The 25697-nt window shown below is 64.4% G+C and carries 24 protein-coding genes; 9 read left to right on the top strand and 15 right to left on the bottom strand.

The genetic code is table 11. From position 1 onward, the window contains the following. The first annotated feature begins 3 nt into the window (after positions 1–3). Complete coding sequence (locus FB597_RS01810; RefSeq protein ID WP_141913127.1) at positions 4–942, top strand: LysR substrate-binding domain-containing protein; 939 nt, start codon at positions 4–6, stop codon at positions 940–942. 54 nt (positions 943–996) lie between these two features. Here FB597_RS01810 and FB597_RS01805 read toward each other — a convergent pair whose 3' ends face one another. The 4 genes from FB597_RS01805 to FB597_RS01790 all read right to left on the bottom strand — a co-directional run bounded on the left by FB597_RS01805 (position 997) and on the right by FB597_RS01790 (position 4142). Continuing rightward, positions 997–1314 carry a putative quinol monooxygenase gene (locus tag FB597_RS01805; RefSeq protein ID WP_144767806.1) on the bottom strand — a complete coding sequence of 106 codons (318 nt, stop codon included), beginning with the start codon at positions 1312–1314 and terminating at the stop codon, positions 997–999. Between the two features lie 120 nt (positions 1315–1434). Continuing rightward, positions 1435–2376 carry a metal ABC transporter substrate-binding protein gene (locus FB597_RS01800; protein WP_144767804.1) on the bottom strand — a complete coding sequence of 314 codons (942 nt, stop codon included), beginning with the start codon at positions 2374–2376 and terminating at the stop codon, positions 1435–1437. Between the two features lie 30 nt (positions 2377–2406). Continuing rightward, on the bottom strand, positions 2407–3297 hold the full coding sequence (locus FB597_RS01795; protein WP_141913124.1) for a metal ABC transporter permease: 891 nt from the start codon (positions 3295–3297) through the stop codon (positions 2407–2409). Next, positions 3294–4142, bottom strand: coding sequence for a metal ABC transporter ATP-binding protein (locus tag FB597_RS01790; RefSeq protein ID WP_144767802.1), 849 nt, complete (start codon positions 4140–4142; stop codon positions 3294–3296). The genes FB597_RS01795 and FB597_RS01790 overlap by 4 nt, the downstream gene beginning before the upstream one ends. Positions 4143–4497: 355 nt before the next feature. Between FB597_RS01790 and FB597_RS01785 the strand changes: the two genes are divergently transcribed. From FB597_RS01785 to FB597_RS01770, 4 genes are all read left to right on the top strand, one after another. Continuing rightward, positions 4498–5118 (top strand): DUF2796 domain-containing protein, encoded by a 621-nt coding sequence (locus FB597_RS01785; RefSeq protein WP_144767800.1) that lies wholly within the window; start codon positions 4498–4500, stop codon positions 5116–5118. Positions 5119–5230: 112 nt separating this feature from the next. Then, positions 5231–5959, top strand: coding sequence for an ABC transporter ATP-binding protein (locus FB597_RS01780; protein WP_144767798.1), 729 nt, complete (start codon positions 5231–5233; stop codon positions 5957–5959). Then, the gene (locus FB597_RS01775) at positions 5956–7224 is read left to right on the top strand and encodes an FtsX-like permease family protein (protein ID WP_144767796.1); all 1269 of its coding nucleotides are present in this window, start codon (positions 5956–5958) and stop codon (positions 7222–7224) included. The genes FB597_RS01780 and FB597_RS01775 overlap by 4 nt, the downstream gene beginning before the upstream one ends. A gap of 13 nt (positions 7225–7237) precedes the next feature. Further along, positions 7238–8008 carry a DUF3299 domain-containing protein gene (locus FB597_RS01770; RefSeq protein WP_144767794.1) on the top strand — a complete coding sequence of 257 codons (771 nt, stop codon included), beginning with the start codon at positions 7238–7240 and terminating at the stop codon, positions 8006–8008. A gap of 315 nt (positions 8009–8323) precedes the next feature. Here the strand turns inward: FB597_RS01770 and FB597_RS20370 are convergent, their stop codons facing one another. The 9 genes from FB597_RS20370 to FB597_RS01725 all read right to left on the bottom strand — a co-directional run bounded on the left by FB597_RS20370 (position 8324) and on the right by FB597_RS01725 (position 18614). Next, positions 8324–8533, bottom strand: a complete 210-nt coding sequence (locus FB597_RS20370; protein ID WP_144767792.1) for a hypothetical protein — start codon at positions 8531–8533, stop codon at positions 8324–8326. 954 nt (positions 8534–9487) lie between these two features. Next, positions 9488–10156: a DUF2026 family protein gene (locus tag FB597_RS01760; protein ID WP_144767790.1), complete on the bottom strand. Its 669-nt coding sequence runs from the start codon at positions 10154–10156 to the stop codon at positions 9488–9490. 266 nt (positions 10157–10422) lie between these two features. After that, entirely contained in the window at positions 10423–11634 is a 1212-nt protein-coding gene (locus FB597_RS01755; RefSeq protein WP_186442723.1) for a M20 aminoacylase family protein, read from the bottom strand. Between the two features lie 30 nt (positions 11635–11664). Continuing rightward, positions 11665–13074, bottom strand: coding sequence for a M20 family metallopeptidase (locus FB597_RS01750; protein WP_141913116.1), 1410 nt, complete (start codon positions 13072–13074; stop codon positions 11665–11667). A 126-nt stretch (positions 13075–13200) separates the two neighbouring features. Continuing rightward, positions 13201–14067 carry an ATP-binding cassette domain-containing protein gene (locus FB597_RS01745; protein ID WP_144767788.1) on the bottom strand — a complete coding sequence of 289 codons (867 nt, stop codon included), beginning with the start codon at positions 14065–14067 and terminating at the stop codon, positions 13201–13203. Further along, a complete protein-coding gene (locus tag FB597_RS01740; protein WP_144767786.1) occupies positions 14064–15074 on the bottom strand; it encodes an ABC transporter ATP-binding protein in 1011 nt (336 codons plus the stop codon). The genes FB597_RS01745 and FB597_RS01740 overlap by 4 nt, the downstream gene beginning before the upstream one ends. 30 nt (positions 15075–15104) lie before the next feature. Continuing rightward, complete coding sequence (locus FB597_RS01735; protein ID WP_141913113.1) at positions 15105–16022, bottom strand: ABC transporter permease; 918 nt, start codon at positions 16020–16022, stop codon at positions 15105–15107. A 28-nt stretch (positions 16023–16050) separates the two neighbouring features. Continuing rightward, entirely contained in the window at positions 16051–16968 is a 918-nt protein-coding gene (locus tag FB597_RS01730; RefSeq protein WP_141913112.1) for an ABC transporter permease, read from the bottom strand. 107 nt (positions 16969–17075) lie between these two features. Then, positions 17076–18614, bottom strand: a complete 1539-nt coding sequence (locus FB597_RS01725; protein WP_141913111.1) for an ABC transporter substrate-binding protein — start codon at positions 18612–18614, stop codon at positions 17076–17078. A 326-nt stretch (positions 18615–18940) separates the two neighbouring features. Here FB597_RS01725 and FB597_RS01720 point away from each other — a divergent pair, with 326 nt between their 5' ends. Next, entirely contained in the window at positions 18941–19852 is a 912-nt protein-coding gene (locus tag FB597_RS01720) for a LysR family transcriptional regulator (protein ID WP_144767784.1), read from the top strand. Positions 19853–20649: 797 nt separating this feature from the next. On the opposite strand, the gene pip is transcribed toward FB597_RS01720, so the two are convergent. Both pip and FB597_RS01705 read right to left on the bottom strand, forming a co-directional pair. Continuing rightward, complete coding sequence (gene pip, locus FB597_RS01710; protein WP_144767780.1) at positions 20650–21636, bottom strand: prolyl aminopeptidase; 987 nt, start codon at positions 21634–21636, stop codon at positions 20650–20652. 59 nt (positions 21637–21695) lie between these two features. Further along, entirely contained in the window at positions 21696–22157 is a 462-nt protein-coding gene (locus tag FB597_RS01705; RefSeq protein WP_141913108.1) for an Lrp/AsnC family transcriptional regulator, read from the bottom strand. A gap of 189 nt (positions 22158–22346) precedes the next feature. Between FB597_RS01705 and FB597_RS01700 the strand changes: the two genes are divergently transcribed. The 3 genes from FB597_RS01700 to FB597_RS01690 all read left to right on the top strand — a co-directional run bounded on the left by FB597_RS01700 (position 22347) and on the right by FB597_RS01690 (position 25433). Continuing rightward, on the top strand, positions 22347–23414 hold the full coding sequence (locus FB597_RS01700) for a 1-aminocyclopropane-1-carboxylate deaminase (RefSeq protein WP_141913107.1): 1068 nt from the start codon (positions 22347–22349) through the stop codon (positions 23412–23414). 219 nt (positions 23415–23633) lie between these two features. After that, a complete protein-coding gene (locus tag FB597_RS01695) occupies positions 23634–24263 on the top strand; it encodes an OmpW family protein (protein ID WP_144767778.1) in 630 nt (209 codons plus the stop codon). Positions 24264–24353: 90 nt separating this feature from the next. Continuing rightward, positions 24354–25433: a fatty acid desaturase gene (locus FB597_RS01690; protein ID WP_144768362.1), complete on the top strand. Its 1080-nt coding sequence runs from the start codon at positions 24354–24356 to the stop codon at positions 25431–25433. Positions 25434–25697 lie beyond the last annotated feature (264 nt).

The raw sequence follows: 25697 nt of genomic DNA, 5'->3' as shown, positions 1-25697 counted from the left end.
ATCATGCCTTCCTCCCTGCCCCCGCTGAAAACCCTCAAAGTATTCGAAGCGGCAGTCCGGACGCGGAGCCTGACGCTGGCGGCCCAGGAGCTTTTCATCACCCACAGCGCGGTCAGCCAGCAGATCAAGACCCTGGAGGAATACTTCGGCCAACCGTTGTTTTTGCGCCAGTCGCGTGGCGTGGAGCCAACAGAGGCGGCGCTGGCCTTCTATGGCGAGGTCAAGGCCAGCCTGGATCGCATCGCGCTGGCGGCCGAACAGCTGACGCTGGCCGGCAAGAGCCGCGTGGTACGCCTCATCGCTGCGCCCTCAGTGGCGATGCGCTGGCTGATCCCGCGCCTGTCGCAGTTCCAGATCGACAACCCGCGCATCGAAGTACGCGTGACCACCACCATGTCGGAGCACTTCGAGGATGTGAAGGACCCGTTCGACGTGATCCTGTGGCGCAGCCCGCTGGAGCGCAGCGGCTATGAATGCGTGCGTTTCCTGGACGACGTCTCGGCCCCGCTGGCCTCGCCGCATTTCCTGGAACTGCACCCGGTCAAGACGCCGCGCGACCTGGTGGAAGTGTCGCTGATCCACCTTTCCAGCCGCTCGCTGGCCTGGTCGCAATGGCTGAGCAAGGCCGGCGTGGCGGTCCGCAGGAAAATGCCGGGCACCGTCTACGAACACTTCTTCCTCAGCCTGCAGGCCGCCGCCACCGACCTTGGCGTGGCCATGGGCACGCTGGCCCTGGTCGACGACGATCTGGCGCACGGGCGCCTGGTGCAACTGTTTCCGGAAGTGGTGCTGCATGGGGAGGGGTTCCACATGATGTACCGCAGCGCCGCCGATGCCAACCCGGCGCTCAAGACGTTCATCACATGGCTGATGCAGATGGGGCAGGCTAGCGCGTTCGACCCGCTGCGCACGCATCCGGCGGATTTCCCCGGCGAGCATTGAGACAAGCCGAGGCCCCGGCCCCGACTTGCACCAGGGCCGCGGGTGCGGCATCGATCAGTCGGCCGATTTCAGCACATGCACCGCGCGCTCGGCGATCAGGTCCTTGGCCTTGTCACGGTAGTCGAGCATGTGCGGCAACGTAAAGTGCAGGCGCAGCGCATCTTCGCTGGCCCACTTCTCGATGAAGGCGAACGTGTCAGGGCCCATCGGCGCCTGGTTGGGGCCGAAGCCATCCACGTCGACCGTCAGGCCGTATTCGATGCAACCGGCTTCGGCGCGCACGGCGGCGAGGTTGGCGCGAGCGATCTTCAGCAGCTCTTCGCGCTTGCCGGGCTTGGCGGTGATGATGGCCACGACGGTGATGGTGCTCATGCTTGTCTTCTCCTGATTGGATTCAAATTGGGACGACAAGCATACGCGATTTAGCGCCGGTTAACATTCAGCCGGCGAGACGCCTTGCCCCCGGAAGGGGTGGCGGCAAGGCGCCCGCGCTCAGTTCAGCCGGATCTTGTCCAGCAATTGACCGATGTTGTAACGCATCAGCGCCAGATAATCCGGTGCCGGCCCACCAGGCCTGGACAAGGCGTCGGCATACAGCTTGCCGCCGGGCGTGACGCCCGCTTCGCGCGCGATCTGCTGCAGCAGTTTCGGATTGCTCATGTTTTCGAAGAACAAGGCCTTGATCTTCTGGGTGCGGATCTGTCGGATCAGCGCCGCCACTTCCTTCGCACTGGGCTCGCTGTCGGTGGACACACCCTGCGCGGCCAGAAAACGCACCTTGTAATGCGCGCCGAAATATTCGAAGGCATCGTGCGAGGTGATCACGCGGCGCTTGGCGTCGGGAATCTGCGCAAACTGCTGGATGGCCCAGCGGTCCAGCTCCTGCAGCTTGCCGACATAGGCCTCGCCGTTCTTGCGGTAAGTGTCGGCGCCGGCCGGGTCCAGCCTGGCCAGCGCGGCGGCGATGTTGCGCGTGTAGACGATCACGTTCTGCGGGTCCTGCCAGGCGTGCGGGTCGTCCTTGCCATGGTGGCTATGTGCGTCGTGGTCATGGTGGTCATGCTCATCGTGGTCATCGTCGCCCGCCCGCTCGCGCGCGCTGATGCCGGCCGAGGCGGTAACAATGGCGCCGCGATAATTGGCCGACTGCGCCAGGCGCTCGATCCAGCCCTCGAAGCCCAGGCCGTTGACCACCACCAGCCTGGCGCGCGACACCGCCTTGATGTCGTCCGGGGCCGGCTGGAACACGTGGGCGTCCTCATCCGGGCCGACCAGGGTGGTGACGGCGATACGGTCGCCGCCGACATTGGCGACGATATCGCCCAGGATGCTGAAACTGGCCACCACGGGAATACGTTCGGCGGCGCTTGCCGGCAGGCTCGCCGTCAACGCCAGCGCGGCCAGCAACACAGAAAAAGGACGAAGAAAGTTCATGCGGACTCCGGGAACAAGCGAAGGAAAGATTCAGCCCCGCAGGTGCGGGCGTTTCAGCAAGCGCGGCAACCAGCCGCGCGGCGCAAACAACAGCGAGAGCGCGTACAGGACGCCGGCGCAGACGATGATCACCGGGCCGGACGGCACCGAGGCGTAATACGAAATCAGCAGCCCCGCATAGCCGGCCACGGCGGCCTGCAGCACGCTGTTGCACAGCTGGGCCGGCAAGGTGTCGTGCCACAGCCGCGCCGACACCGCCGGCAGCATCATCAGGCCGACCGCCATCAGCGTGCCCAGGGTCTGGAACGAGGCCACCAGGTTCAACACCACCAGCATCAGGAACGCCTGCTGGTACACCTCCCCGCCGCGGCCGTTGCCACGCCCGACCGACATGAAGCCGGGGTCGAAACTCTCCAGCAGCAGGCCGCGGTAGAGCGCTGCGATCAGCAGCACGCTGGCGCTGGCGACGCCGGCGATCAGCAGCAGGCCTTCGCTATCCACGCCCAGCACATTGCCGAACAGGATATGCAGCAGGTCGAGCTGGGTGCCGTGGCGCGAGATCAGGATCACGCCCAGCGCCAGCGCCACCACGTAGATGGCGGCCAGGCTGGCGTCTTCCTTGATCTCGGTATGGCGGCTGATCCAGCCGGCCACCGCCACCACCAGCACGCCGGCGGCAAAACCGCCGATCGACAGCGCCGGCAGCGACAGGCCGAAGAAGATGAAGCCTACCGCCACGCCCGGCAACACCGCGTGGCTCAGCGCCTCGCCGAACAGGCTCATGCGGCGCAGCGTCAGCAGCACGCCCAGCGGCGCGCTGCCCAGCGCCAGCGCGAATGCCGCCACCAGCGCGCGGCGCATGAAGGAGAATTCCTGGAAAGGCTCGATGGCGAATTGATGGAAAGCCGACCACAACGTCATTGCAGGCCGCCCTTCCCGGCCGCGCCATGCTCATGCTGATGGCCCGGATGGCCGCCGGGCCCATGCACATGCGCGCGCGAAGAAGACAAGGACAGGGCCAGCAGGTCGTCCTCCCTGACTTCGCACACCGGCGCGTGCTCATCCACCGCCTCGGCCATGGCGCGGGCGCGCATCAGGTTGTCGTCGCACAGCACCTCGGCGGTGTCGCCCCAGGCCACCACGTTGCGCGCCAGCAGCAGCGTCTGCGGGAAGGAGCGCCGCACCTGGTCGTAGTCGTGCAGCACCGCGATCACCGTGCGCTGCTCCGCATGCCAGGCGGCAATGATGCGCAGCAAATCGCTGGTGGTGCGGGTGTCGATGGCGTTGAACGGTTCATCCAGCAGGATCACCTCGGCATCCTGCAGCAGGATGCGGGCGAACAGCACGCGCTGGAATTGCCCGACCGACAGGCTGGAGACGGCGCGGGAGGCAAAACCGTCCAGCCCCACCGCCGACAGCGCCTGGGTCGCGCGCGCCGCCATGCCGGCGTCGATGCCGCGCCAGTTGCCCCGGCCCGGCCAATAGCCCAGCAACACGCAATCCAGCACCGAAATCGGAAAGCTGCGATCGATCTCGGCCTGCTGCGGCAGGTAGGCGATGCGGCGCGTGTCCACATGCGTGACCACCCGGCCGCCGTTGCAACGGACCAGGCCCAGCATGCTTTTGAGCAAGGTGCTCTTGCCGGCGCCGTTGGGGCCCACCACCGCGGTCAGCGAACCGCGCGCGAAAGCGCCGCTGACGTGGTGCAAGGCCGGATGCCGCCGGTAGCTGACGGTCAGGTTTTCAAGGGAAATGACGGCAGACATGTCACCCCTCCCCCAGCGCCCACAGCACGCCCAGCCACAGCAGCAGGCAGATGGGCAGCACCGCCAGCACGCGCTGCCACCAAGGGCTGGCGAGCACGCCTTGCTTCATCAACAAACGAGAAAGAACCGACACGACAGATAACCTGACTAAGAAGGATGCAAACGGCGGCATCGCCGGAAGACGTGGGAAGCGCGGAAAACGCGGCGTCCCGGGCCGGGTTGCAAAGAATGGGAAAGCACGAATTATAATGCAACCCTGTTGCAGAATGTAACAAGACTGAATTTTTCCGCCAGGCGGGCCCAAAATGCTGGGCGCAAGCAACGCCCTGGCGTCCACACCAACGAAAGCCGATCCATGTCCCGACTGCCCCTCGCCTTTTCCGCTATCGCAACCGCGCTGATCGCGGCTTCACTGCTGAGCTTGCCGTCCTTCGCGGCCAACAGCGCCAACAGCACCGACAGCGCCGGCCATCATGGCAACCATCCTGCCCACGAGCATGGCGTGGGCAAGCTGGATGTGGCGCTGGAAGGCAATACCCTGACGCTGCACCTGGATACGCCGCTGGTCAACCTGGTCGGCTTCGAACACGCCGCCACCTCCGCCCGCGACAAGGAAACCGTGCAGGCGATGGCCAAGGCGCTGCGCGACGCCGGCCGCATGTTCGCCACCGACGCCGCCGCGCAATGCAAACCGGCCGAGATCCAGCTTCAATCCGCCGTACTGCCGCCGGCCCTGCTGGGCGAAAAAACGGCATCGGGCGCCGCCCAGGCCGCTGCGCCCAATGACGGCCATGCCGACCTCGATGGCGACTTCACGCTGGTCTGCGCCAGCCCCGGCGCGCTCAACACGGTGGATGCCAGCGGCCTGTTGCGCGCCTTCCCCGGCTTCCAGCGCATCGACGTCCAGCTGGCCACGCCCAAGAAACAGGCCGCTTTCCAGCTAACGCCGGGCAACGCCGCCATCCCCCTCAATTGATCCCGGACACCGGGGCCAGTCAGGCCGTTGACAGCAGGCGGGGGTATCATCGCCCCAGCCGCCGCGGTCTCCTGCCCCTCATTGCGTCCCGTTTCCCCGATACACCGCTGACATGAACCCGCCGCAACCCGCCCCGCCCGCCATCCATTTGCGCGACCTCAGCTTCACCTGGCCCGGCCAGCCGCATCCCGCGCTGGCGCTGGATGAATTGCGGGTGGAGGCGCGCGAGCACATCTTCGTCAGCGGCCCCAGCGGCAGCGGCAAAAGCACATTGCTGGCCACCATCGGCGGCATCATCGCGCCGCAGGCGGGCAGCGTGGAAGTGCTGGGCCAGGCCTTGCAAGGCCTGGCTGCCGCACGGCGCGACCGTTTCCGGGTGGACCATATCGGCTTCATCTTCCAGCAATTCAACCTGCTGCCTTATCTGTCCGTCACCGACAACGTGCTGCTGCCCTGCCGGTTCTCGACCTACCGCAAGGGCCGCGCCTTGCTGCAAGGCGGCAGCTTGCGGGAAGCGGCGCACTCGCTGCTGGCATCGCTGGACCTGGCGCCCGCCTTGTGGGCGCGCCCGGTCACCCAGTTGTCGATCGGCCAGCAGCAGCGCGTGGCGGCGGCGCGCGCGCTGATCGGCCGGCCCGAGATCATCGTCGCCGACGAACCGACCTCGGCGCTGGACAGCGACCGCCAGCAAGCCTTCCTCGACCTGCTGCAGCGCGAATGCGCCCACGGCGGCGCGGCGCTGGTGTTCGTCAGCCACGACCAGCGCCTGGCCGAACGCTTCCACCGGCGCATCGCGCTGGAGCAGATCAACCGCGCCGCCAGCATCGAGGAGTCGGCATGAAGACGCTGCTGCGCCTGGCCGCGAAGAGCGCGTGGAACCGCCGTTTCACGCTGGGCCTGATGCTGCTGGCCATCGCCCTTTCCACCACCATGCTGCTGGGCATCGAACGCGTGCGCCATGACGTGCGCGCCGGATTCTCGCAATCGGTGTCCGGCACCGATCTGGTGGTCGGCGCACGCACCAGCCCCATCCAGCTGATGCTGTATGCGATCTTCCGCATCGGCGGCGCCACCAACAACATGGGCTGGGACAGCGCCCAGGCGCTGGCGCGCAACCCGGCCGTGGCCTGGACCATCCCGATTTCGCTGGGCGACTCGCATCGCGGTTTCCCGGTGCTGGCCACCAATGGCGACTACTTCCGGCACTTCCATTACGGCGACGGAAAAGCGCTGCAACTGGCGCAGGGCCGGCCTTTCGCCGACGTGTTCGAGACCGTGCTCGGCGCCGAAGTCGCCGACCGGCTGCATTACAAACCTGGCGACCGCATCGTGCTGGCGCACGGGATCGGCAGCGCCCACCTGGCCCCGCACGCCGACAAACCCTTCGTGGTCACCGGCATCCTGGCGCGCACCGGCACGCCGGTGGACCGTACGGTGCACATCGGCCTGGACGCGATGGAAGCCATCCATCTCGACTGGGAAGGCGGCGCCCCGCTGCCCGGCCTGCACATCGCGCCGGCGCTGGTCAAGAAATTCGACCTCACCCCCAAGAGCATCACCGCCGTGCTGGTCGGCCTGAAAAGCCGTGCGCGCGTGTTCGCCGTGCAGCGCGACATCGCCGACGGCGAAGGCTTCAGGGAGCCGCTGATGGCCGTGCTGCCCGGCGTCGCGCTGGACCAGTTGTGGGACGTGGTCGGCATCGGCGAAAACGCGCTGCTGGTGGTGTCGGGCATGGTGGTGGTGGTCGGGCTGGCCGGGCTGGTGGCCGCCATCCTGGCCAGCCTGGGCGAGCGCCGCCGCGAGCTGGCCATCCTGCGTTCGGTCGGCGCGCGCCCCTGGGACGTCTTTATCCTGCTGTCCATCGAAGGCCTGGGCGTGATGCTGGCCGGGGTAGTATCGGGCGTATTGCTGCTCACCATCCTGCTGCTGGCGCTGGGGCCGACGCTGGCGGCGCAGTTCGGCATCGCGCTGCAGCCTGCATGGCCTTCCGCAGGCGAATTACAATTGCTGCTCTGGACGGTTATCGCCGGTTTCGCAGCCAGCCTGCTGCCGGGACTGCGCGCCTACAGGCTGAGCCTGTCCGACGGCCTGACGCCCAGAATCTGAACCTGCCATCGACATGAAAACTCTCTATTGGATAGGCGGCATCGCCGCCGCCGGCCTGCTGATCGGCACCGGGGTACGCCTGGCCGCGCATTCCGGCAACGCCTCCCCGGCCCCGCTGGCCGCCGCCACGACAATACCGCCAACCGCAGGCGCGCCGTTGGCCGGCGCGGTACCCGCCGTCACCGCACGCGCCGACGCCGGCAGTACGGTCGCCGGCGTCGGCGCCGCATCCGGTGGCCAGTACCAGGTCGGCGACCACCTCAAGCAAAGCGCCAGCGTCACCGACCAGCCCTACCAGGCTTCCGGCAAGGTGGTCGGCGGCTACCGCGAGATCGCCTGGGAAAGCCTGATCCCCAAGGACTGGGATGCCATGGCGCCGTTCAAGGGCCTCAAGCTGGACCAGCTGGACGACAACGACCCGCGCGCCGCCGCCGCGCTGTGGAAAGCCAAAAAGTACTGGAAGGATGCGCCGGTCGACCCGTCGATGGAAGGCGCGGCGGTGCGCCTGCCGGGCTTCGTCGTCTCGCTCGACCGCGAAGGGGAGGCGCTCAAGGAATTCCTGCTGGTGCCCTACTTCGGCGCCTGCATCCACGTGCCGCCGCCGCCGGCCAACCAGATCATCCACGTCAAGAGCAACAAGGCCGTCAAGAACGTGCGCACCATGGATGCAGTGTGGATCAGCGGCGTGGTCAAGGTCGAGCGCTCCGACTCGTCCATGGGCGCCGCCGGCTACAGCATGACGGCCGTCAAGGTCGAGCCTTATACCGCGCCCGATAACGGCTGAGCCGGCACTTCCCCGCTCCGCCCTAATGCCGTTCAGTTAAACGCTGAACGGCATTTTTGTTTGTGGAGTCCAGACGCCGTTCGCCCTGAGTAGCTGCGCAGCAGCGTATCGAAGGGCAGGCGAGGCCGCTGATACTGGCGCGCTGGCTTCGATACGGCCCTGGCGGGCCTACTCAGCCCGAACGGACTCTGTGAATTGGCCTTAACTGAACGGCATTACCCGCTCCGCCTACCTTTCATTGCCACTTAGCGCCGCTAACAAAACGCCGCTGGCAAGGCGCAACGCAGCCAGCGGTATTTTGTGAGCGGCGCTTATTCACAGATTTTGGGTACAAGCCTGTGGATATGCTTTTGAAAAGCCGCCCAAGTCATTGAAATAAAAGGAAATCCCGGCATCGTCGCATTGTGGAGCATTCATGCACCGCAGCGCTGCCGGACCGCTGCGCCGCAGATTTCCTGCATTGGCCGCAATCGCATACCGGGCAAGGGCTGGAGCTGGCCGATGGCGGCTGGCGACAATTGCCATCGCCCGCCAAACATCATCGTTGCCACATGACTTATCCCCACTGCCTGAGCAATGCGGGGCGCTTGTGCACAAGCCCCCCCCTGCTTATCCACACATTTTGGTGGCAAGCCTGTGGAAAACCCTTGAGCAAGCAGATTAAGCCATTGATTGAAAAGGGATTTCCATTTCCGTAGCAAAGTGCGGCAAAACGGCGGCCATCGCATCCATCCGTGCAAGACCCGGGCAAAATGGTATCCCCCATCCGCTGCAAGGCAAAGATATCCACACTTTTTGGGAGTAAGCCTGTGGAAAAGATTTTGACAAGTAGCCCAAGCCATTGAAAAGAAAAGAGATTCCATTTTCCGCGCAATGTTGGGCAGGAACCGGCAATACGGAACAGGGGAGAAAAAGGGCGGGAGAAATACTGCAGAGCGTCACCCGTTCACGACCCACGACAAGATCGTGAACAGGTGGGGACGCACCCCGCGCCGCGTGACCGGATCAGGCTTTCACCTGCCGGGAAGGGAGGATCGCAGCTTCCAACACGTGTGCGTACTGCCGGGTTACGACGCCACTTCCGGCGTTGGCGTGAAGCTCTGCAGCAAAAATCGGATTCGATGACGGGCGCAAGACCCGTGGAAAAAAATAGCCTGCGATGCGCTCGCATCGCAGGCGAAACATCTGCAACAGGTACAGAGGAGACAGGGAGGATAATAACGACGGCGTATGACGCCGGAATGACATCGCGCCACGAAGCAGCGGATCGGATTATTTTTTATCGCCGTGCCGGCATGTCATCCTGCCGTCACACAGCGCGGCTATCCTGCTGGTTCTAGTGCGGTACATGCAACCGATATGCATGATCGCACGGTGTGTTGGACACTCGTCCAGCACACCCTCCCTCCGGAGGCCGGCCTTCCGTCTTCTGTCTTCAGCACTTCCCTCTCTCCTCCTGCAAGCGCCCTCAGGCAATGCCTACCAGACGCCCTCGACCGCCACGGGATTGAGCCGGATGCGCGCAACCTCGCCATCGCCGCCTTGCAGCGCGAGATCGTCCGGCATTGCCTTGGGCGGCTTGCGGTACCAGTCCACGCACACTTGCGACAGGTTGGTCAGCGCTTTCTTGGCCATGAACTGCTGCAGCAACTCGCGCGTCAGCGCCAGATCGGGATGCAGGAAAAAGTCGCCCGGCGCCGCCAACGCCGTGGCCGACGCGCTCATGCGCCCGAGATCCTTCTGGAACATGCGGCGCGGCACCGGTAGCGCATGACCCGCCGCAGCGAGCAGCTCCTGAAATACCGGCGCCATGAAATCGATCGCGTAACCGTCGCATTGGACCCAGGCATGGAATGCGTCATGGTTGCTGGAGACGGACCGCGCATCCTCGCCCAGCACGCCGAAGGAGAGCGCGCCGCCGCTCTCCTGGTTGATCAGGTAGAACGCTGCGCCCGCCACGGGAAACGCATTGCGCTTGTAAAACTTCTTCAGCATCTGCGCCGCGGTGACGCTGAAGAAAAAACTTGCGGCGGGAATGTCCGCCTCGACGCTTTGAAGTACCGAATGCACGACGCGGAAGATACGCTGATAGTCGGCCAACGGGATCAGCGGGCGCAGGTTCTGCGCAGATGGAGATGAATTTTGCATGCCGCCATTTTCTCATGGAAAAGAACGGGCAAGCCCCGGCGGCTTCCACGGGCCCCGCGGCACAGCGGGAAAACCTGGAAACCGGACGCGCCAAAAGAAAACCCGCCAGGCTAGCGCGTGGCGGGTTCAAACTCAATGTCCAAGTCCAAGAGGTTATTGAGGAGACGGATTCACTATATCGAAACCGCTTCCAATCCGAAACAAAGCATTCGTCATGCGCTTATGCGCCGGCGGCATAAGCGGCGCCGGCGCGGCTTCCCTGCCGTTCAGCCCGGCTGGCCCGCCAGCCAGCGCTCCACCAGCCGGGTCCAATAGGCGGCGCCGACCGGGATGTTCTCGTCGTTGAAGTCATAGTGGGCGTTATGCAGCATCGGCCGGCCCTGGCCGTTCCCTACCCGTAGGAAACAACCGGGGCGCTGCTGCAGGAAATAGGCGAAATCCTCGCTGCCGGCGATCGGGCCGAACGGCGCGATCACGTTCTCTTCACCCACCAGTTCCAACGCCACGTTGCGCGCGAACTCGGTCTCGGCATCGCTGTTGACCAACACCGGATAGCCGCGCAGGTAATCGATCTCGGCGTGCGCGCCGTAGCTGGCGGCATGCGTCTCGACCAGCGCCCGGATGCGCGTTTCCAGCAGCTCGCGCACTTCAGGCTTGAAGGAGCGCACGCTGAGCTCCAGGGTCGCGTACTCCGGGATCACGTTGGACGCATTCCCGGCATGCAGCGAGCCGACGGTGACCACCGCCGTTTCCATCGGGTCGACATTGCGCGAGACCACCGTCTGCAACGCCATCACCAGGCTGGCCGCCGTCACCACCGGATCGACCGACAAGTGCGGGCGCGCGGCGTGGCTCCCTTTCCCGACGAGCTTGATCTTGACCGTATCGCACGCCGCCATGAACGGCCCGCTGCGGAACATGAAGGTGCCGGCCGCCACGCCCGGATGGTTGTGGATGCCGAACACGGCGTCGCAGGGGAAACGTTCGAACAGGCGGTCTTCCAGCATCTTCTGGGCGCCGCTGTCGAAACCCGCCTCCTCGGCCGGCTGGAAGATCAGGTGCAGCGTGCCGTCGAAATTGCGCGTGCGCGCCAGCTGGCGCGCCGCCCCCAGCAGCATGGCGGTATGTCCGTCATGGCCGCAGGCATGCATGGCGCCATGGTTGCGGCTGGCATACGCCAGCCCCGTCTGCTCGGTAATGGGCAAGGCATCCATGTCGGCCCGCAAGCCGATGCTGCGCGGGCTGCCGCCGACGCGCAACGTGCCCACCAGGCCGTTGCCGCCGATGTTGCGCGTGACCGCGTACCCCCACTCTTCCAGCCGTGCGGCCACCAGCGCCGCGGTATCCGCCTCCTGGAAGGAAAGCTCGGGATGCTGGTGGATATGGCGGCGGATGCCGACGATGTCTTCCCGGATGTCGTCCAGGTCGTCGATCCGGCAATAGGCCTTGGCGGCCTGGGTGGCATTGGCGTCAGTCAATCTCGTTCTCCGATGGATGCTGGAACTCTGTCATGCAACCGCGCGGCGCGCCATGACTTGCCTGCCTTGCTCTGCCAGGTCCCAGAACAGGCCTGCCATCACCTGCAGCGACTCGCGCGAAACGCTGGCCAGTATATGCTCGTTGGGTGCGTGCTGCGAGCAGGCCGGATACGAGTGCGGCACCCACAGCGTCGGCAGCCCCAGCGTTTCGGAAAACACATCGTTGGGCAGCGAACCGCCCAGGTTGGGCAGCAGCGTGGGCTTCTTGCCGCTGGTCTCCTGCATCGAAGCCAGCCCCCAGCGCACCCATTCGTCGTCCGGATCGAGGCGGGTGGCGGCGAACTGCACGCCCGACAATGTCACCGCCACGTCGTCGTAGCCATGCGCGTCGAGATGGGCGCGAATGTTGGCGATGAAGTTGCGGTCGTCGCTGCCGACCACGAAACGGATCTGGCAATGCGCGCTGGCGCGGCCGGGAATGGCGTTGACCGGCGCTTCCGGATTGCCGGTCTTGAAGGCCAGCACCTCCAGCGTGTTCCAGCCGAATACGCGCTCGGCCGGCGTCATGCCGGGCTCGCCCCATTCGGCATCGACCTCGGGATCGCTAGGGCCGCCGCCGACCTTGACCTCGGCCAGCGCGTTGCGCACGCTTTGCGGCAACGATTCCGGCAGCAGGCTGGGAACGCGGATGCGGCCGCGGCCATCGACCAGGCAAGCGATGGCATTGGCCAGGCGCACGCCCGGATTGCGCAGCAAGCCGCCCCAATTGCCGGAATGGTGGCCGCCGTCGCGCAGGTTGACCGTGAGGTCGAAGTTGCAGCCGCCGCGCGAGCCGAGGAACATGGTCGGCGTAGGCGCGTTCACGCGCGGCCCGTCGGAGGCGATGAAGACATCCGCCTTGAGGCGCCCGGCATATGCCTGGCACACGGCGTTCAGGCCGGGCGAGCCGGTTTCCTCGCCCATCTCCAGGATCACCTTGACGTTGTAGCCCAGCTTGCCGCCGCGCGCCTTGATGACCTCTTCCAGCGCGGCCAGGTTGATCGTGTGCTGCGCCTTGTTGTCGGCGGTGCCGCGGCCATACCAGCGGTCGCCGTCGACCACGATTTCCCAGGGCGACAGGCCGGCGCGCCATTGCTGGTCGTAGCCGCGCACGACATCGCCATGGCCGTAGGTCAGCAGCGTGAACGCCGCCGCTTCCTCCAGGCGTTCGGCGATGAGGAACGGGCTGCCGCCAGGCAGCGGGTTCTCCACCACCTCGCAGGTAAAGCCCAGGCCCTGCAGGTAAGGCGCCATCTCCTGGTTGAGATAGTCGTACAGGATGGGACGGCTGGCCGGCTCCTGGCTCTCGGTGCGGATGGCCACGCGCTTTTGCATCGTTTCCATGAAACGGCCGTCATCGAAATACGCCTCCACGCCGGCGATGGCTTGTGCTCTGCTCATGCTGCTTCTCCTCTAAGCTAAGTCTGGTTCTGGGTCTGGGTCTGGTTCAATTCATTCATCCGCGGCGGCGGCAGGCGGCCTGCCCGCTTCGGCGTCGTGCATTCCGTTCGGTTGCGATGGCGTCGTTCAGGCCGCCGCGGCCAGCTCGGGGATGCCGCGGCCCGGCTCGGGGGTAAGCGCCGACGCCAGCAGCATGCGCGTATAGGGATGCTGGGCATCGCTGAAAATCTTCTCGCGCGTCTGCAGTTCGACGATGCAGCCCTGGTTCATCACCGCCACCCGGTCCACCAGGTGCTCCACTACACCCAGGTCATGGCTGATGAACAGATAGGTGAGCCCGAACTCGGCCTTCAGGTCCAGCAGCAGGTTCAGGATCTGCGCCTGTACCGACACATCCAGTGCCGAGGTCGGCTCGTCGCAGATCAGGATGTCGGGCCGCAGGATCAGCGCGCGCGCGATCGCCACGCGCTGGCGCTGGCCGCCGGACAGCTGGTTCGGATACTGCCCGTAGGTGCGCTCGGGCATGCCCACCAGGTCGAGGATCCGGCGCACCGCCTTCTCCTGCCCGGCGGCGTCGCCGATGCCATGCAGCTTCAGCGGCAGGCCGACGATCTGCGCCACGGTCTTGCGCGGGTTGAGCGACGAATACGGGTCCTGGAAGATCGGCTGGATATGGCGCGCATTGTCTCGGCGCCTGGTCGGGTCTACCTCCTGGCCGTTGACCAGCACATTGCCCGAGGTCGGCTCCAGCAGGCCCAGCAGCATCTTGGCCAGGGTGCTCTTGCCGCAGCCGGACTCGCCCACCAGCCCCAGCGTCTCGCCGCGGTACAGGCGCAGCGACACGTCGTTGACCGCCTTCAACGCCACCGGCGCCTTGAACATGCCGCGCTTCAATTGGTACACCCTCGACAGCGCGCACAATTCCAGCGCGATGTCGCCGCCGGGAGCCGGCGCTTCGTCCGGCAACAGTTTTCCCAGATCGCCCATGTTCATGCCAGCACCTCCATCGGTTCGGTTTGCGTCAGCGCATCCGGCTTGTGGCAGCGCGCGGAGTGCGGATGGCCGTCGCTGCCGCGCGCCGCCATCGGCGGCTCGGCCTCGCAGCCGGCGTCGGCCAGCGTACAGCGGTTGCGGAAGGCGCAGCCGGTGACGTTGCCGACCAGGCTGGGCACCACACCGGGAATGGCCTGCAGGCGGCTGCCCGGCAGCGTCTTGCCGCGCACCGGAATGCAATTGAGCAGGCCGCGCGTGTACGGGTGGCGCGGGTTCTCGAACAATTGGCCGACATCGGCAGTCTCCACCACCTGCCCCGCATACATCACCGCCACGCGGTCGGCGATGCGCGAAACCACGCCGAGGTCGTGCGTAATGAAGACCACCGCCGTGCCGAACTCTTGCTGCAGCTCACGGATCATGCGCAGGATCTGCGCCTGGATGGTCACGTCCAGCGCGGTGGTCGGTTCGTCGGCGATGATCAGGTCGGGGCCGCACATGAGCGACATGGCGATCATCACGCGCTGGCGCAGGCCGCCGGACAATTGGTGCGGATACTGGCGCAACCGGTCTTCGGCATTGGCGATGCCGGTGCGATGCAACAGGTAGATCGCCCGCTCGCGCGCCTCGGCGCGGGTGACGCGCGGCTGTTGCAGCATCGCTTCGCACAGCTGGTTGCCCAGCGTATAGGCTGGATTGAGCGAGGTCATCGGCTCCTGGAAGATCATCGCCATGCGCTTGCCGCGCAGCTGCATTCGTTGCTGCTCGGGCATGCCGTTCAAGTCGGCGCCGTCGAACAGGATATGGTCGGCGCTGCACTGCGCGCGGCGCGGCAACAAGCCCATCAGCGCCAGCGAAGTCATCGACTTGCCGCAGCCCGATTCGCCGACCAGGCACAGCATCTCGCCGCGCCGCACCTGGAAGTCGATGCCGCGCACCGCATGCAGCGTGCCGTTTTCGGTGGGCAGGTCGACCTTCAGGTTTTTCACATCCAGCAATATGCTCATGGCTTTCTCCTTGACTGCGATCGGTACGGCTCAGTTGCGGCCATCGGGCGCATTGATGTCGCGGATGCCGTCGCCCACCAGGTTGATGGCCAGCACCAGCACCGCCAGCGCCAGGCCGGGAATGACGATCACCCAGGGCTTGAAGAACATGTAGGACTTGCCTTCCGCGACCATCAGGCCCCACGACGGGGTAGGCGGTTGCACGCCCAGGCCGAGGAAGGAAAGAGTCGCTTCCAGCAGGATCGCGTGGGCCATCTCCAGCGTCGCCACCACGATCAACACGCCCATGATGTTGGGCAGGATTTCGCGCGCCAGGATATAGGGCGTGGAAGCGCCGATGGACTTGGCCGCGGCGATGAATTCGGCGTCGCGGATCTGCTGCGTGGCCGAGCGCGTGACCACCGCGAAACGGTCCCACAGCAACAGGCCCAGCAGGATGATCACCACCTTGAGCGAACCGCCCACCAGCGACGCCATCGCCAGCGCCACCAGCACCACCGGCATGGCCAGGCGGGTGGTGATCAGGTAGCTGATGACGGCGTCGGTGCGGCCGCCGAAGTAACCGGCCAGCACCCCCAGCGTGGTGCCGATCAGGCCCGAGATGAGCGCGGCGGCGATGCCGATCGTCAGCGACACGCGGGCGCCGTAGATCAGCCGCGACAGATAATCGCGACCCAGCTTGTCGGTGCCGAGGATGTGCTCCCAACTGCCCTGTGCGTTCCACACCGGCGGGATCAGCCGCGCCGAGACATCCTGGTTGAACGGGTCATGCGGCGCCAGGAGCGGTGCGCAGATCGCCGCCAGCACGATCAGGAGCAGCACCACCGCGCCCAGCGTCAGGCCGCGATGGCCGAGGAAGCGGTTGAGCTTGCGGCGCCAGGCCGGCGCCGGTTTCAATGCGCCCTGCAGCAACGCGCCCGGCGCCAGGGTGGAGGATGTGGTCGTCATGTCGGCTCCTTGAGCGGAATCAGCAAGTTCAGCGGGTGCGGATGCGCGGATCGAGCAGCGCATTGATGATGTCGGCCAGGAAGGTCAGGCCGATGTAGAACATGGCGATGATCAGCACCACCGCCTGCACCACCGGATAGTCGTTGCGCGAGATGGCGTCCCAGGCCAGCTGGCCCAGGCCCTGCATCGAGTAGACCGATTCGATCACCACCGAGCCGCCCAGCATGAAGCCCAGTTCCACCGCCGCCAGCGCCACCACCGGGATGACCGCGTTGCGCAGCGCATGCTTGAATACCACCCGGGATTTGGACAGGCCCTTGGCGCGGGCGGTGCGGATGTAGTCCGAGCCCAGCACTTCCAGCATGCCGGAGCGGGTCAGGCGCATCATCGCCGGCATGGCGTAGTAGCCCAATGCCACCGCCGGCAGGATGAAGTGCTGCCAGCTTTCATTGCCCGCCACCGGCAGCCAGTGCAGCGTGACGGCAAACACCAGGATCAGCGTCAGGCCGAACCAGAAACTGGGCATGGCCTGCCCCACCACCGCCACCAGCAGCGCCGCGCGATCCAGCCAGGTGTCGCGGTAGATGGCCGCCAGCACGCCCAGCGGAATGGCCACCAGGATCGCCAGCAGCAAGGCACTGCCGCCCAGCTTGAAGGTGATCGGCAGGCGTTCGGCGATCATCTCCATCACCGGGCCGTTGAAATAGAAGGAGTTGCCGAAGTCCAGCCGCACCGCCTTGGCCAGCCAGTCCACGTACTGCGTGGCCATCGGCCGGTCCAGCCCGAACTGCACGCGGATCTGCTCGACCTGGGCGGCGCTGGATTCGGGCCCGGCAATGGCGGTGGCCAGGTCGCCCGACATGTGCAGCAGCGAGAAACTGACGATGGATACCGTCAGCGCCACGCACAGGGCGATGGCCAGACGGCGCAGGATGAATATCAACATGGCGGCGTTCCCTTCATCAGGAAGATCGTGGCTGCGCGGCAGGCGTCGCGCGCCGGACAGTGCTTGCAAGTTGCGCGCCTGCCCGGCGCTTGCGGCTTGCCCTATGCTTATTTCCAGCTGGCCTCGTAGAACCGTGGCAGTTCATCCGGATAGCCCTGGAACTTCAGTTGCGCGTTGTACGCATAGAACGTCGAATACGAGAACATCGGCGCCACATAGGCTTGCCTGGAAATCAACTCCTGCGCCTTGGTGTAGTTGGCCTTGCGCACCGCCGGGTCGATCGAGGAGTCGGCGACCTGCAGGTATTGCTGCAGTTGCGGGTCCTTGGTGATGTCGTCGGCGCTGCCCTTGAAGTACACGCCGGCGAAGGCCGAGGTGTCGTTCATCGAGAACGAGCCCCAGGAATAGAAGCTCATCGGGGTCTTGCCGCTGCGGTATTCGTTTTGCAGGGCCGCGAACTTCATGTAGTGCAGGCGCGCACGGATGCCGACCTTGTGCAGGTCGCCGATGATGGCTTCGGCCACCTCGCGTTCGCGGTAGGCGTAGATGTCGGTGTCGAAGCCGTTGGGATAGCCGGCTTCGGCCAGCAACTGCTTGGCCTTGGCCGGGTTGTAGTCGAACTTGATGGCGGCGTTGCTATCGCAGCCGAACTGGGTACGGAAACAGGCGGTATAGACCGGCTGGCTGCCGCCGCGCATCAGGTTGTCGGCGTAGCCCTTGCGGTTGACCGCATGGTTGACCGCCTGGCGTACGCGCAAGTCCTTGAACGGCGAATTGGGCGAAGACGAACCGGTGGTATCGAGCGTGATGAAACCGATGCGCATGGTTTCGCCGCTTTGCACCGTCAGCTTGGGATTGGTCTTGAGCGAATCGGCCTGGTCGGGCGGCACGCGCCAGATCCAGTCGATGGCGCCGGTCATCAGTTGCGCCGCGCGGGTTTCCGGATCGGGGATCACCACGAACTTGATGTTGCCGATGCTGGGCTGGCCCTGCGGGCTGTCCTTGAAGTAGTTGGCGTTCTTCACCAGGGTCACGCCCTGCCCCGGCGTCACGCTGGTGACCTTGTAGGGCCCGGTGCCGATCGGCGCCTTGGCGAAACCGTCCAGGCCGACCTTCTTGAAGTAAGCCGCCGGATAGACCGGCAGCGGGCCGGCCAGGTATTCCAGCGCCGCCGGGAACGGCGCCTTCAGGTTGATGCGCACCTTGTAGTCGCCCAGCTTGTCGGCGCTCTTGATCCAGTCGGTGTTCTGGCGCGTGACCGCCTTGGACTCGGGCGACACCACATAGTTGAAGGTAAACACCACGTCGTCGGCGCTGAACTTGTCGCCGTTCTGGAATTGCACGCCCTGGCGCAGATCCAGCACCAGCGCGGTGGGCGACTCCCATTTCCAGGCGGTGGCCAGCTGCGGCTTGTACTCGTTGGTCTTGGGATCGCGGTAGATCAGGGTGTCCCAGATCAGGTGGGCCAGGATCACGCCTTCGCGCAGGTTGTTGTGGTACTGGCTGATGTTTTCGACTTCGCTGTCGGACGCATACACCAGTGTGTCATTGGCCTTGTTGGCCATCGCGGAAAACGATGCGGCGGCGCCTGCCGCCAGCAATGCACATCGCGACCAGGCCAATAAAGATGTCTTCATTGCGTTCATTTCAACCCCTTCGTGAAAGAGAAATGTTTGAAAAAACAGCGACGTCGAGGGCATACTAGGCCGGTCTTTATCGATGCCGCAATAAGCAAATTTCTATGCCTCCGTTGCCGAAAAGAGATGGATAGGTTTGTGCACCACAATGTATTGGCGCCTCGAAAACCCGTATCGCAGCAGGATCATGGCTTGCCGCGCAGATGCAGCATTTTCGGCGCCGGCGTTCTGTCCGGCGGCGCACCAAAGCCGTGAAGAACGCACCAAATAAACCATGAAAATCTTTTGCGCCTGCCTGGGCGCGCTTCGCCAACCGGCGTGAAAAGAGGTCAACGATGAAATCACAGCACCTGCAAGACACCGCCCTGCGTTATTTCCTGGAAGTCGTGCGTTGCGGCTCGATCAGCGAGGCGTCGCAACGGCTCAATGTGGCCAGCTCGGCCATCAGCCGCCAGATCAGCAGCCTGGAAGATGCCCTCGATACCGTGCTGTTCGAACGCCGGCCGCGCGGCATGGTGCTCTCGGCCGGCGGGGAAATGCTGGCCGCGCACGCGCGCAAGGTGGCGCTGGAGGCCGATCGCGTGGTGGCCGACCTGCAGGCCTTGAAGGGATTGCGCAGCGGCCGCGTGAGGCTGTCGTCGTCGGAGGGTTTCGCCATCGATTTCCTGCCGCGCCTGATCAACGCTTTCCAGAAGAAATATCCCGGCTTCGTGTTCCAGCTCTTCGTCGGCGCCCCGGCCGTGGTCTCGCGCCAGGTGCGCGAGGGCAACGCCGACATCGGCCTGACGTTCGCGCGCCTGCCGGAGCCGGAAATCAAGGTGGTGCACCGCCAGCCGGGGCCGATCTCGCTGGTGATGCGGCACGACCATCCGCTGGCGCGCTTCCGCCAGATTTCGGTGTCGCAGATCCGCGCCTATCCGATGGCCCTGCCCGATCCCACCACCACGCTGCGCCAGTTGTTCGACATTGCCTGCAGCCGCCAGCATGTGGCGATCGAACCGGTGATGACCAGCAACTACATCCAGTCGCTGCACAATTACCTGCTCGACAACGATGCGCTGTCCATCACCGGCGAAGTGACGGTGCGCTACCGCATCGCCAGCGGCGAACTGACCATCCGCCCGATCCGCGACTGCCCCAACGACGGCCGTTTCGTCGAAGTGCAGACGCTGGCCGGGCGCACCCTGCCGCGTAGCGTGGAAATCTTTCTTGATTATCTGGTGGCGGATCTTGCCAAGGATCTGTAAGGGCTGATGATGCGCTCACCTATGTGAGTGTGCTGATATGTGGGCGTGCTGAGTTGCTTTGTGTTGGTGGGGGTATTAGTTTGATGTTTTTTTGGAAGGGTAGTCTGCTCTTGCTTCGTGCAGATGTACTGGCTCTATGCTTTTCTTTCTTCGGTCGGAGCGGAGCGCCGGGTGCGGCCCGGCAGCCGCTCACTTTCTTTGCTTCGCCAAAGAAAGTAAGCAAAGAAAGGCGCCCCCTAAGTGCCAGCCCCTTCGGGGTACCCGTTGGAGCGCCATGAAAAATGGGCGAGGCAGAGTCGCTTCGCTCCGACTGCCTCGCTGATCCATTTTTCATGGCACTCCAACGGCTGGCCCACAAGGGGAGAAAACCTGAACGCCTCGCCTACGGCATCGGGATTGGGAGGGGAGTTGCGCATTGGCGCCATTCCTTGAACCAAGCCAGTCGCAAGCACCGCGATGCCGAAGGCGAGCCGGATAAGACGTCGCATCTAACCAGCCGGCGGATCGGGCAAAAAAATGGATCAGCAAGGCAGTCGGAGCGAAGCGACTCTGCCTTGCCCATTTTTTTGCCCGATCCGTCGGGAACCCCGAAGGGGCTGGGTAGTTGCCTTGTTGGAGCAGTGCTCCAACCCTTCTTTTGCTTACTTTTCTTGGCGAGACAAGAAAAGTGAGCGGCTGCCGGGCCGCCCCCGGCGCTCCGTTCCGACCGAAGAAAGAAAAGTATAAAGCCAGTACATCTGCACGCAACAAGACCAGACTACTAAATTGCTACCCCCAAAACAAAATCCCCCACCATCTCACCGATCCGCAAACGCATCGGTAGCCCGGATCAGCTTATCCAGTATCCCCGGTTCGCTGTAGGCATGGCCTGCGCTGTCAATCATGTGCAGTTGCGCATCCGGCCAGGCCTTGGCCAGGTCCCATGCCGAACGGGCCGGCGTCGCCAGGTCATAGCGTCCCTGCACGATCACGCCCGGAATACCCTTCAGGCGCGATGCATTGGCCAGCAACTGCCCTTCTTCCATGAAGCCGCGGTTGACGAAGTAATGGTTCTCGATGCGCGCAAAGGCCAGCGCGAACAAGGCGTCGTTGAAGGAATCGATCATCTGCTCGTCGGGCACCAGCGTGATGGTGCTGGCCTCCCAACGGCTCCAGGCGCGCGCCGCCTCCAGCTTGGCGGCCTCGTCGTCGCCGGTCAGGCGCTTGCGGTAGGCGCTCATCAGGTCGCCGCGCTCGGCCTCGGGAATGGGTGCGAGGAACTCATCCCAGCGGTCCGGCGCCATCCATGACGCGCCTTCCTGGTAATACCAGTCCAGCTCCGCCTTGCGCAGCAGGAAAATGCCGCGCAACACCAGCTCCGTGACGCGTTCGGGATGGGTCTGGGAATAGGCCAGCGCCAGCGTGCTGCCCCAGGAGCCGCCGAATACCTGCCATTTCTCGATCTTGAGCATCTCGCGCAGGCGCTCGATATCGGCCACCAGATCCCAGGTGGTATTGGCTTCCAGGTTGGCATGCGGCAGCGAGCGGCCGCAACCGCGCTGGTCGAACAGCACGATGCGGTATTTCTCCGGGTTGAACAGGCGCCGGTGCGACGGGCTGATGCCGCCGCCAGGGCCGCCATGCAGCAACACCACCGGCTTGCCGCGCGGATTGCCGCACACCTCCCAATACACGCGATGGCCGTCGCCCACATCCAGCAAGCCCTGGTCGTAAGGTTCGATGGGCGGGTAGAACGTGCGCAGTTGCGATTCGGATGATGGGGCAGAGGCAGCGGCAGATGTCATTAGTAAAATCCTCGTGAATGGAATACAAGGAAATAGTATAGAGCCTGTCCGCGAATCGTTCACTCGACCACGAGTTCGTAGCTGTTCTTGACTTCGTTGAGCACGAAGAAGGAACGCAACTGGCGCACGCCCGGCAGGCGCAGCAGCGTGTTGGCATGCAAACGGTTGAAGGCCTGCAGGTCTTTGACGCGCAGCTTGATCCAGTAATCGAATTCGCCGGCCAGCAACAGGCACTCCTGCACGGCCGCGATATCGCGCACCGCCTTCTCGAACTCGGCGAAGCTTTCCGGCGTCGAGCGGTCCAGCACCACGCCCACCGTCACCAATACCGGCAAGCCCAGCTTTTCCGGATCGAGGATGGCGCGCACATCCTTCACGTAACCCTCGTCCATCAGGCGCTTGGTGTGGTTCCAGCAGGCGGTGGCGCTCATGCCGACCTTCTTGGCCAGTTCGGCGTTGGCGATGCGGCCGTCCTTCTGCAGCGCCTTGAGGATGCGCTTGTCCATGCGGTCGAGTGACATGATGAAAATTCCCTGAAAGACGTTTTTTATGGATGTTTATTTCGACATATAAAAATCTGTCGCTTCAACAATCCGAATAATGGCATAAATTCGGAAACACCATTTAAAACCGCAGGCGTAAAGTTGATCCCGTCGATTCAACGTGAATCGCACCGATTTCCCACCGACCTGAACCTGACGGAGCACCCTATGCTGGCACTCGACAAACTGTTCCCGCGCAAGACGCTGGGCTTCTTTCCTTCCCCCATCCACAAACTGGAGCGCCTGTCCGCGATGCTCGGCACCGAGATCTGGGCCAAGCGCGACGATGTCTCCTCCGGCCTGGCCTTCGGCGGCAACAAGATCCGCAAGCTGGAATGGCTGGTGGCCGATGCGCTGGCCAAGGGCTGCGACACGCTGGTCTCGATCGGCAACATCCAGTCCAACCACACGCGCCAGGTGTGCGCAGCCGCGGCCGCGGTCGGCATGAAGTCCTACACCGTGCAGGAAACCTGGCTGGAATGGGACGACCCGGTCTACGACAAGGTCGGCAACATCCTCCTGACCCGCATCATGGGCGGTAACCCGATCATGGGCGGCTACGGTTACTCGACCACCGAAAAAGACACCTGGACCCGCGCACTGGAAGAAGTGCGCGCCAAGGGCGGCAAGCCCTACCCGATCCCGGCCGGCGCTTCGGACCACCCGCTGGGCGGCCTGGGCTACGCCAACTTCGCCGATGAAGTGGCGATGCAGGAACAGCAACTGGGCATCTTCTTCGACAACATCGTGGTGGCGACCTGTACCGGCTCCACCCAAGCCGGCATGGTGGTCGGCTTCGCCGCGCAGGACAAGCGCCGCCGCGTGATCGGCATCGACACCGCCGACGACGAGGCGATGACCCGCCGCGCGGTCACCAAGATCGCCAACGACACCTGCGAACTGATCGCCTCCAAGGGCGGCAAGAAGGTGGTGTTGAAAGACGCCGACATCGAAATCATTCCCGACTACAGCGGCCCGGCCTACGGCCTGCCGAGCGAACAGACCATCGCCGCCATCCGCACCGCCGCCGAAATGGAAGCGATGCTGACCGACCCGGTATATGAAGGCAAATCCATCGACGGCCTGATCGACATGGCCAAGAAGGGCCACTTCAAGGGCCAGCGCGTGCTGTACGCCCACCTGGGCGGCGCCCCGGCGCTCAACGCCTATTACAAGGCCTTCGAAGATCCGGAGAATCTGACCAAGCTGGCGCGCGAAGCGCGTTACAAAGAATAAGCGGCGAACAGTAGTACCGACGAAACAGAAGCGGCCCGCAATCTTGCGGGCCGTTTTTTTACATTCGCCTGCATACCATCCTGCAGAAAAACACCACATCCATACCGATTCCCCTCACATTTCCAGCAAGTTCGAATTCCTGCCGCTTGATCAGCATCAAAGCCGCTGCCTCGCTTCACGCGTACCTTTCGGGCATCGTCAACCGTCAGGTAAAAGCCCGTGAAAAAACTCGTGACCATCGCCGCCGCAGCCGCGGCCTTCGCTACCTCCTTCGCCGCTCCCGCCGCCTTTGCGCAGGAAGCGCAAAGCCCCTGGCTGGTGCGCCTGCGCGCCGTCAATATCAGCCCCGACAACAAATCCGATCCAGTCGCCGGCGTGACCACCCAGGCGGACCAGTTGACCGTGAGCTCCAAGACCATCCCCGAAATCGACATCAGCTACTTCTTCACCCCGCACATCGCGGCCGAGCTGATCCTGACCTATCCGCAGAAGCACGACGTGCGCCTTTCCGGCCGGAACATCGGCAGCTTCAAGCAATTGCCGCCGACCCTGCTGCTGCAATACCACTTCACGCCGGAGTCGCGCTTTTCGCCTTATGTCGGCGCCGGCCTCAACTACACCCGCGTTTCCAACGTCAACGTGCTGGGCGGCGCGGCCGAACTGGACAACCACAGCATCGGCGGCGCCCTGCAGGCCGGCCTGGACATCAAGATCGACCGGCACTGGCTGATCAACTTCGATCTCAAGAAAGTCCAGATCCGCAGCGACGTGAAGGTCGGCGGCGCCAAGGTCAGCACCGTCAGGATCGATCCTTGGCTGTTCGGCGTCGGCGTCGGCTATCGCTTCTGACCCGCTCCGCCGTCCGTCCCTTAAGCAAGAAGAGGTTCCATCACGATGCCGACAACTTCGCATACCACGCCGGTGGCGCCCGGCGCACCGATGCCGCACCGCAAGGTCATCCGTTCCTGGGTGATCCCGATCAGCCAGCGCAGCACCGCCATTGCGCTCTGGCTGTCAGCCATCGATTACTGCCTGTTCGGCCTGGGACTGGCAGCCATCGTCTGGATGCCGTGGCTGATCGGCAAGATCCTGCTGGGCATGGCGACCGGTTTCGTCATCGGCCGCCTGTTCATCCTCGGCCACGATGCCTGCCACCAGAGCTTCACCCCCAACCGCAAACTCAATACCTGGCTGGGCCGTATCCTGTTCATGCCCTCGCTGACGCCTTACAGCCTGTGGGCGATCGGCCACAACGTGGTGCATCACGGCTATACCAACCTGAAGGGTTTCGACTTCGTCTGGCAACCGCGCACCATCGAGGAATTCCGCGCCCTGCCGCGCTGGCGCCGGCAACTGGAGCGCCTCTACCGCAGCGGCTGGGCGCCCGGCCTGTACTACCTGGTGGATATGTGGTGGAAGCGCATGTACTTCCCCTCGAAGAAGCAGATGCCCACCCGCCGCGCCGAGTTCATGTGGGACGGCGTGCTGGTCAGCCTGGCGGCGGCGGCGTGGATCGCCGGACTGGCCTGGGCGGCGCAGGCGACCGGCCAGTCGTTCTGGAGCCTGTTCATTGCCGGCTTCGCCCTCCCCATCCTGTTCTGGAAGGCGATGATCGGCTTCGTGGTCTATGTGCACCACACGCATACCTCGGTGGCGTGGTACCAGGACAAGACCACCTGGGCTGCGGCCCAGCCCTTCGTCTCCACCACCGTGCACCTGACCTTCGGCCGCCACTGGGGCGCGCTGCTGCACCACATCATGGAACACACCGCGCACCATGTGGACATGAGCGTGCCGCTGTACCGCCTGAAGCAGGCGCAGAAGAAACTGGAAACCATGCTGCCCGGCCGCATCGTGATCCAGAAGTTTTCGTGGCGCTGGTATTTCGACACCGCGCGCCGCTGCAAGCTGTACGACTTCAACCGCCTGTGCTGGACCGATTTCCGCGGCCGTCCCACCAGCAAGCCGCTGCCGCTGCCTGAAATGCCCGTGGCAGTCACTGCGGCAAGCCCGGCCTGAGCAATACCTGCAGCACCTGCAGTTTGACGTTCAACAACAAGACGGTCACATGGAAGGGCAGTCGCGGATCCCCGGTAACTCCGCGATACCGCCCAATCCCCCCATCAAGACCGCCCCTCTCCCTTCCCCTCTTCCTTTTATCGCGCGCCGCCTTGCCTACCTGCCGGCAACTTTTCCCGATTACTTGCCGCTTGTTTGATCTGGCGCAAGAAATGCCGCCTGATTCCGCCATGGCGCCGCTTCGCGCCTGTCGCGCAGACTTAA

The organism is Herbaspirillum sp. SJZ099 (assembly GCF_007828355.1).
Classification (GTDB): Bacteria; Pseudomonadota; Gammaproteobacteria; order Burkholderiales; family Burkholderiaceae_D; genus Herbaspirillum.
This window is presented reverse-complemented; position numbering and strand designations above follow the sequence as displayed.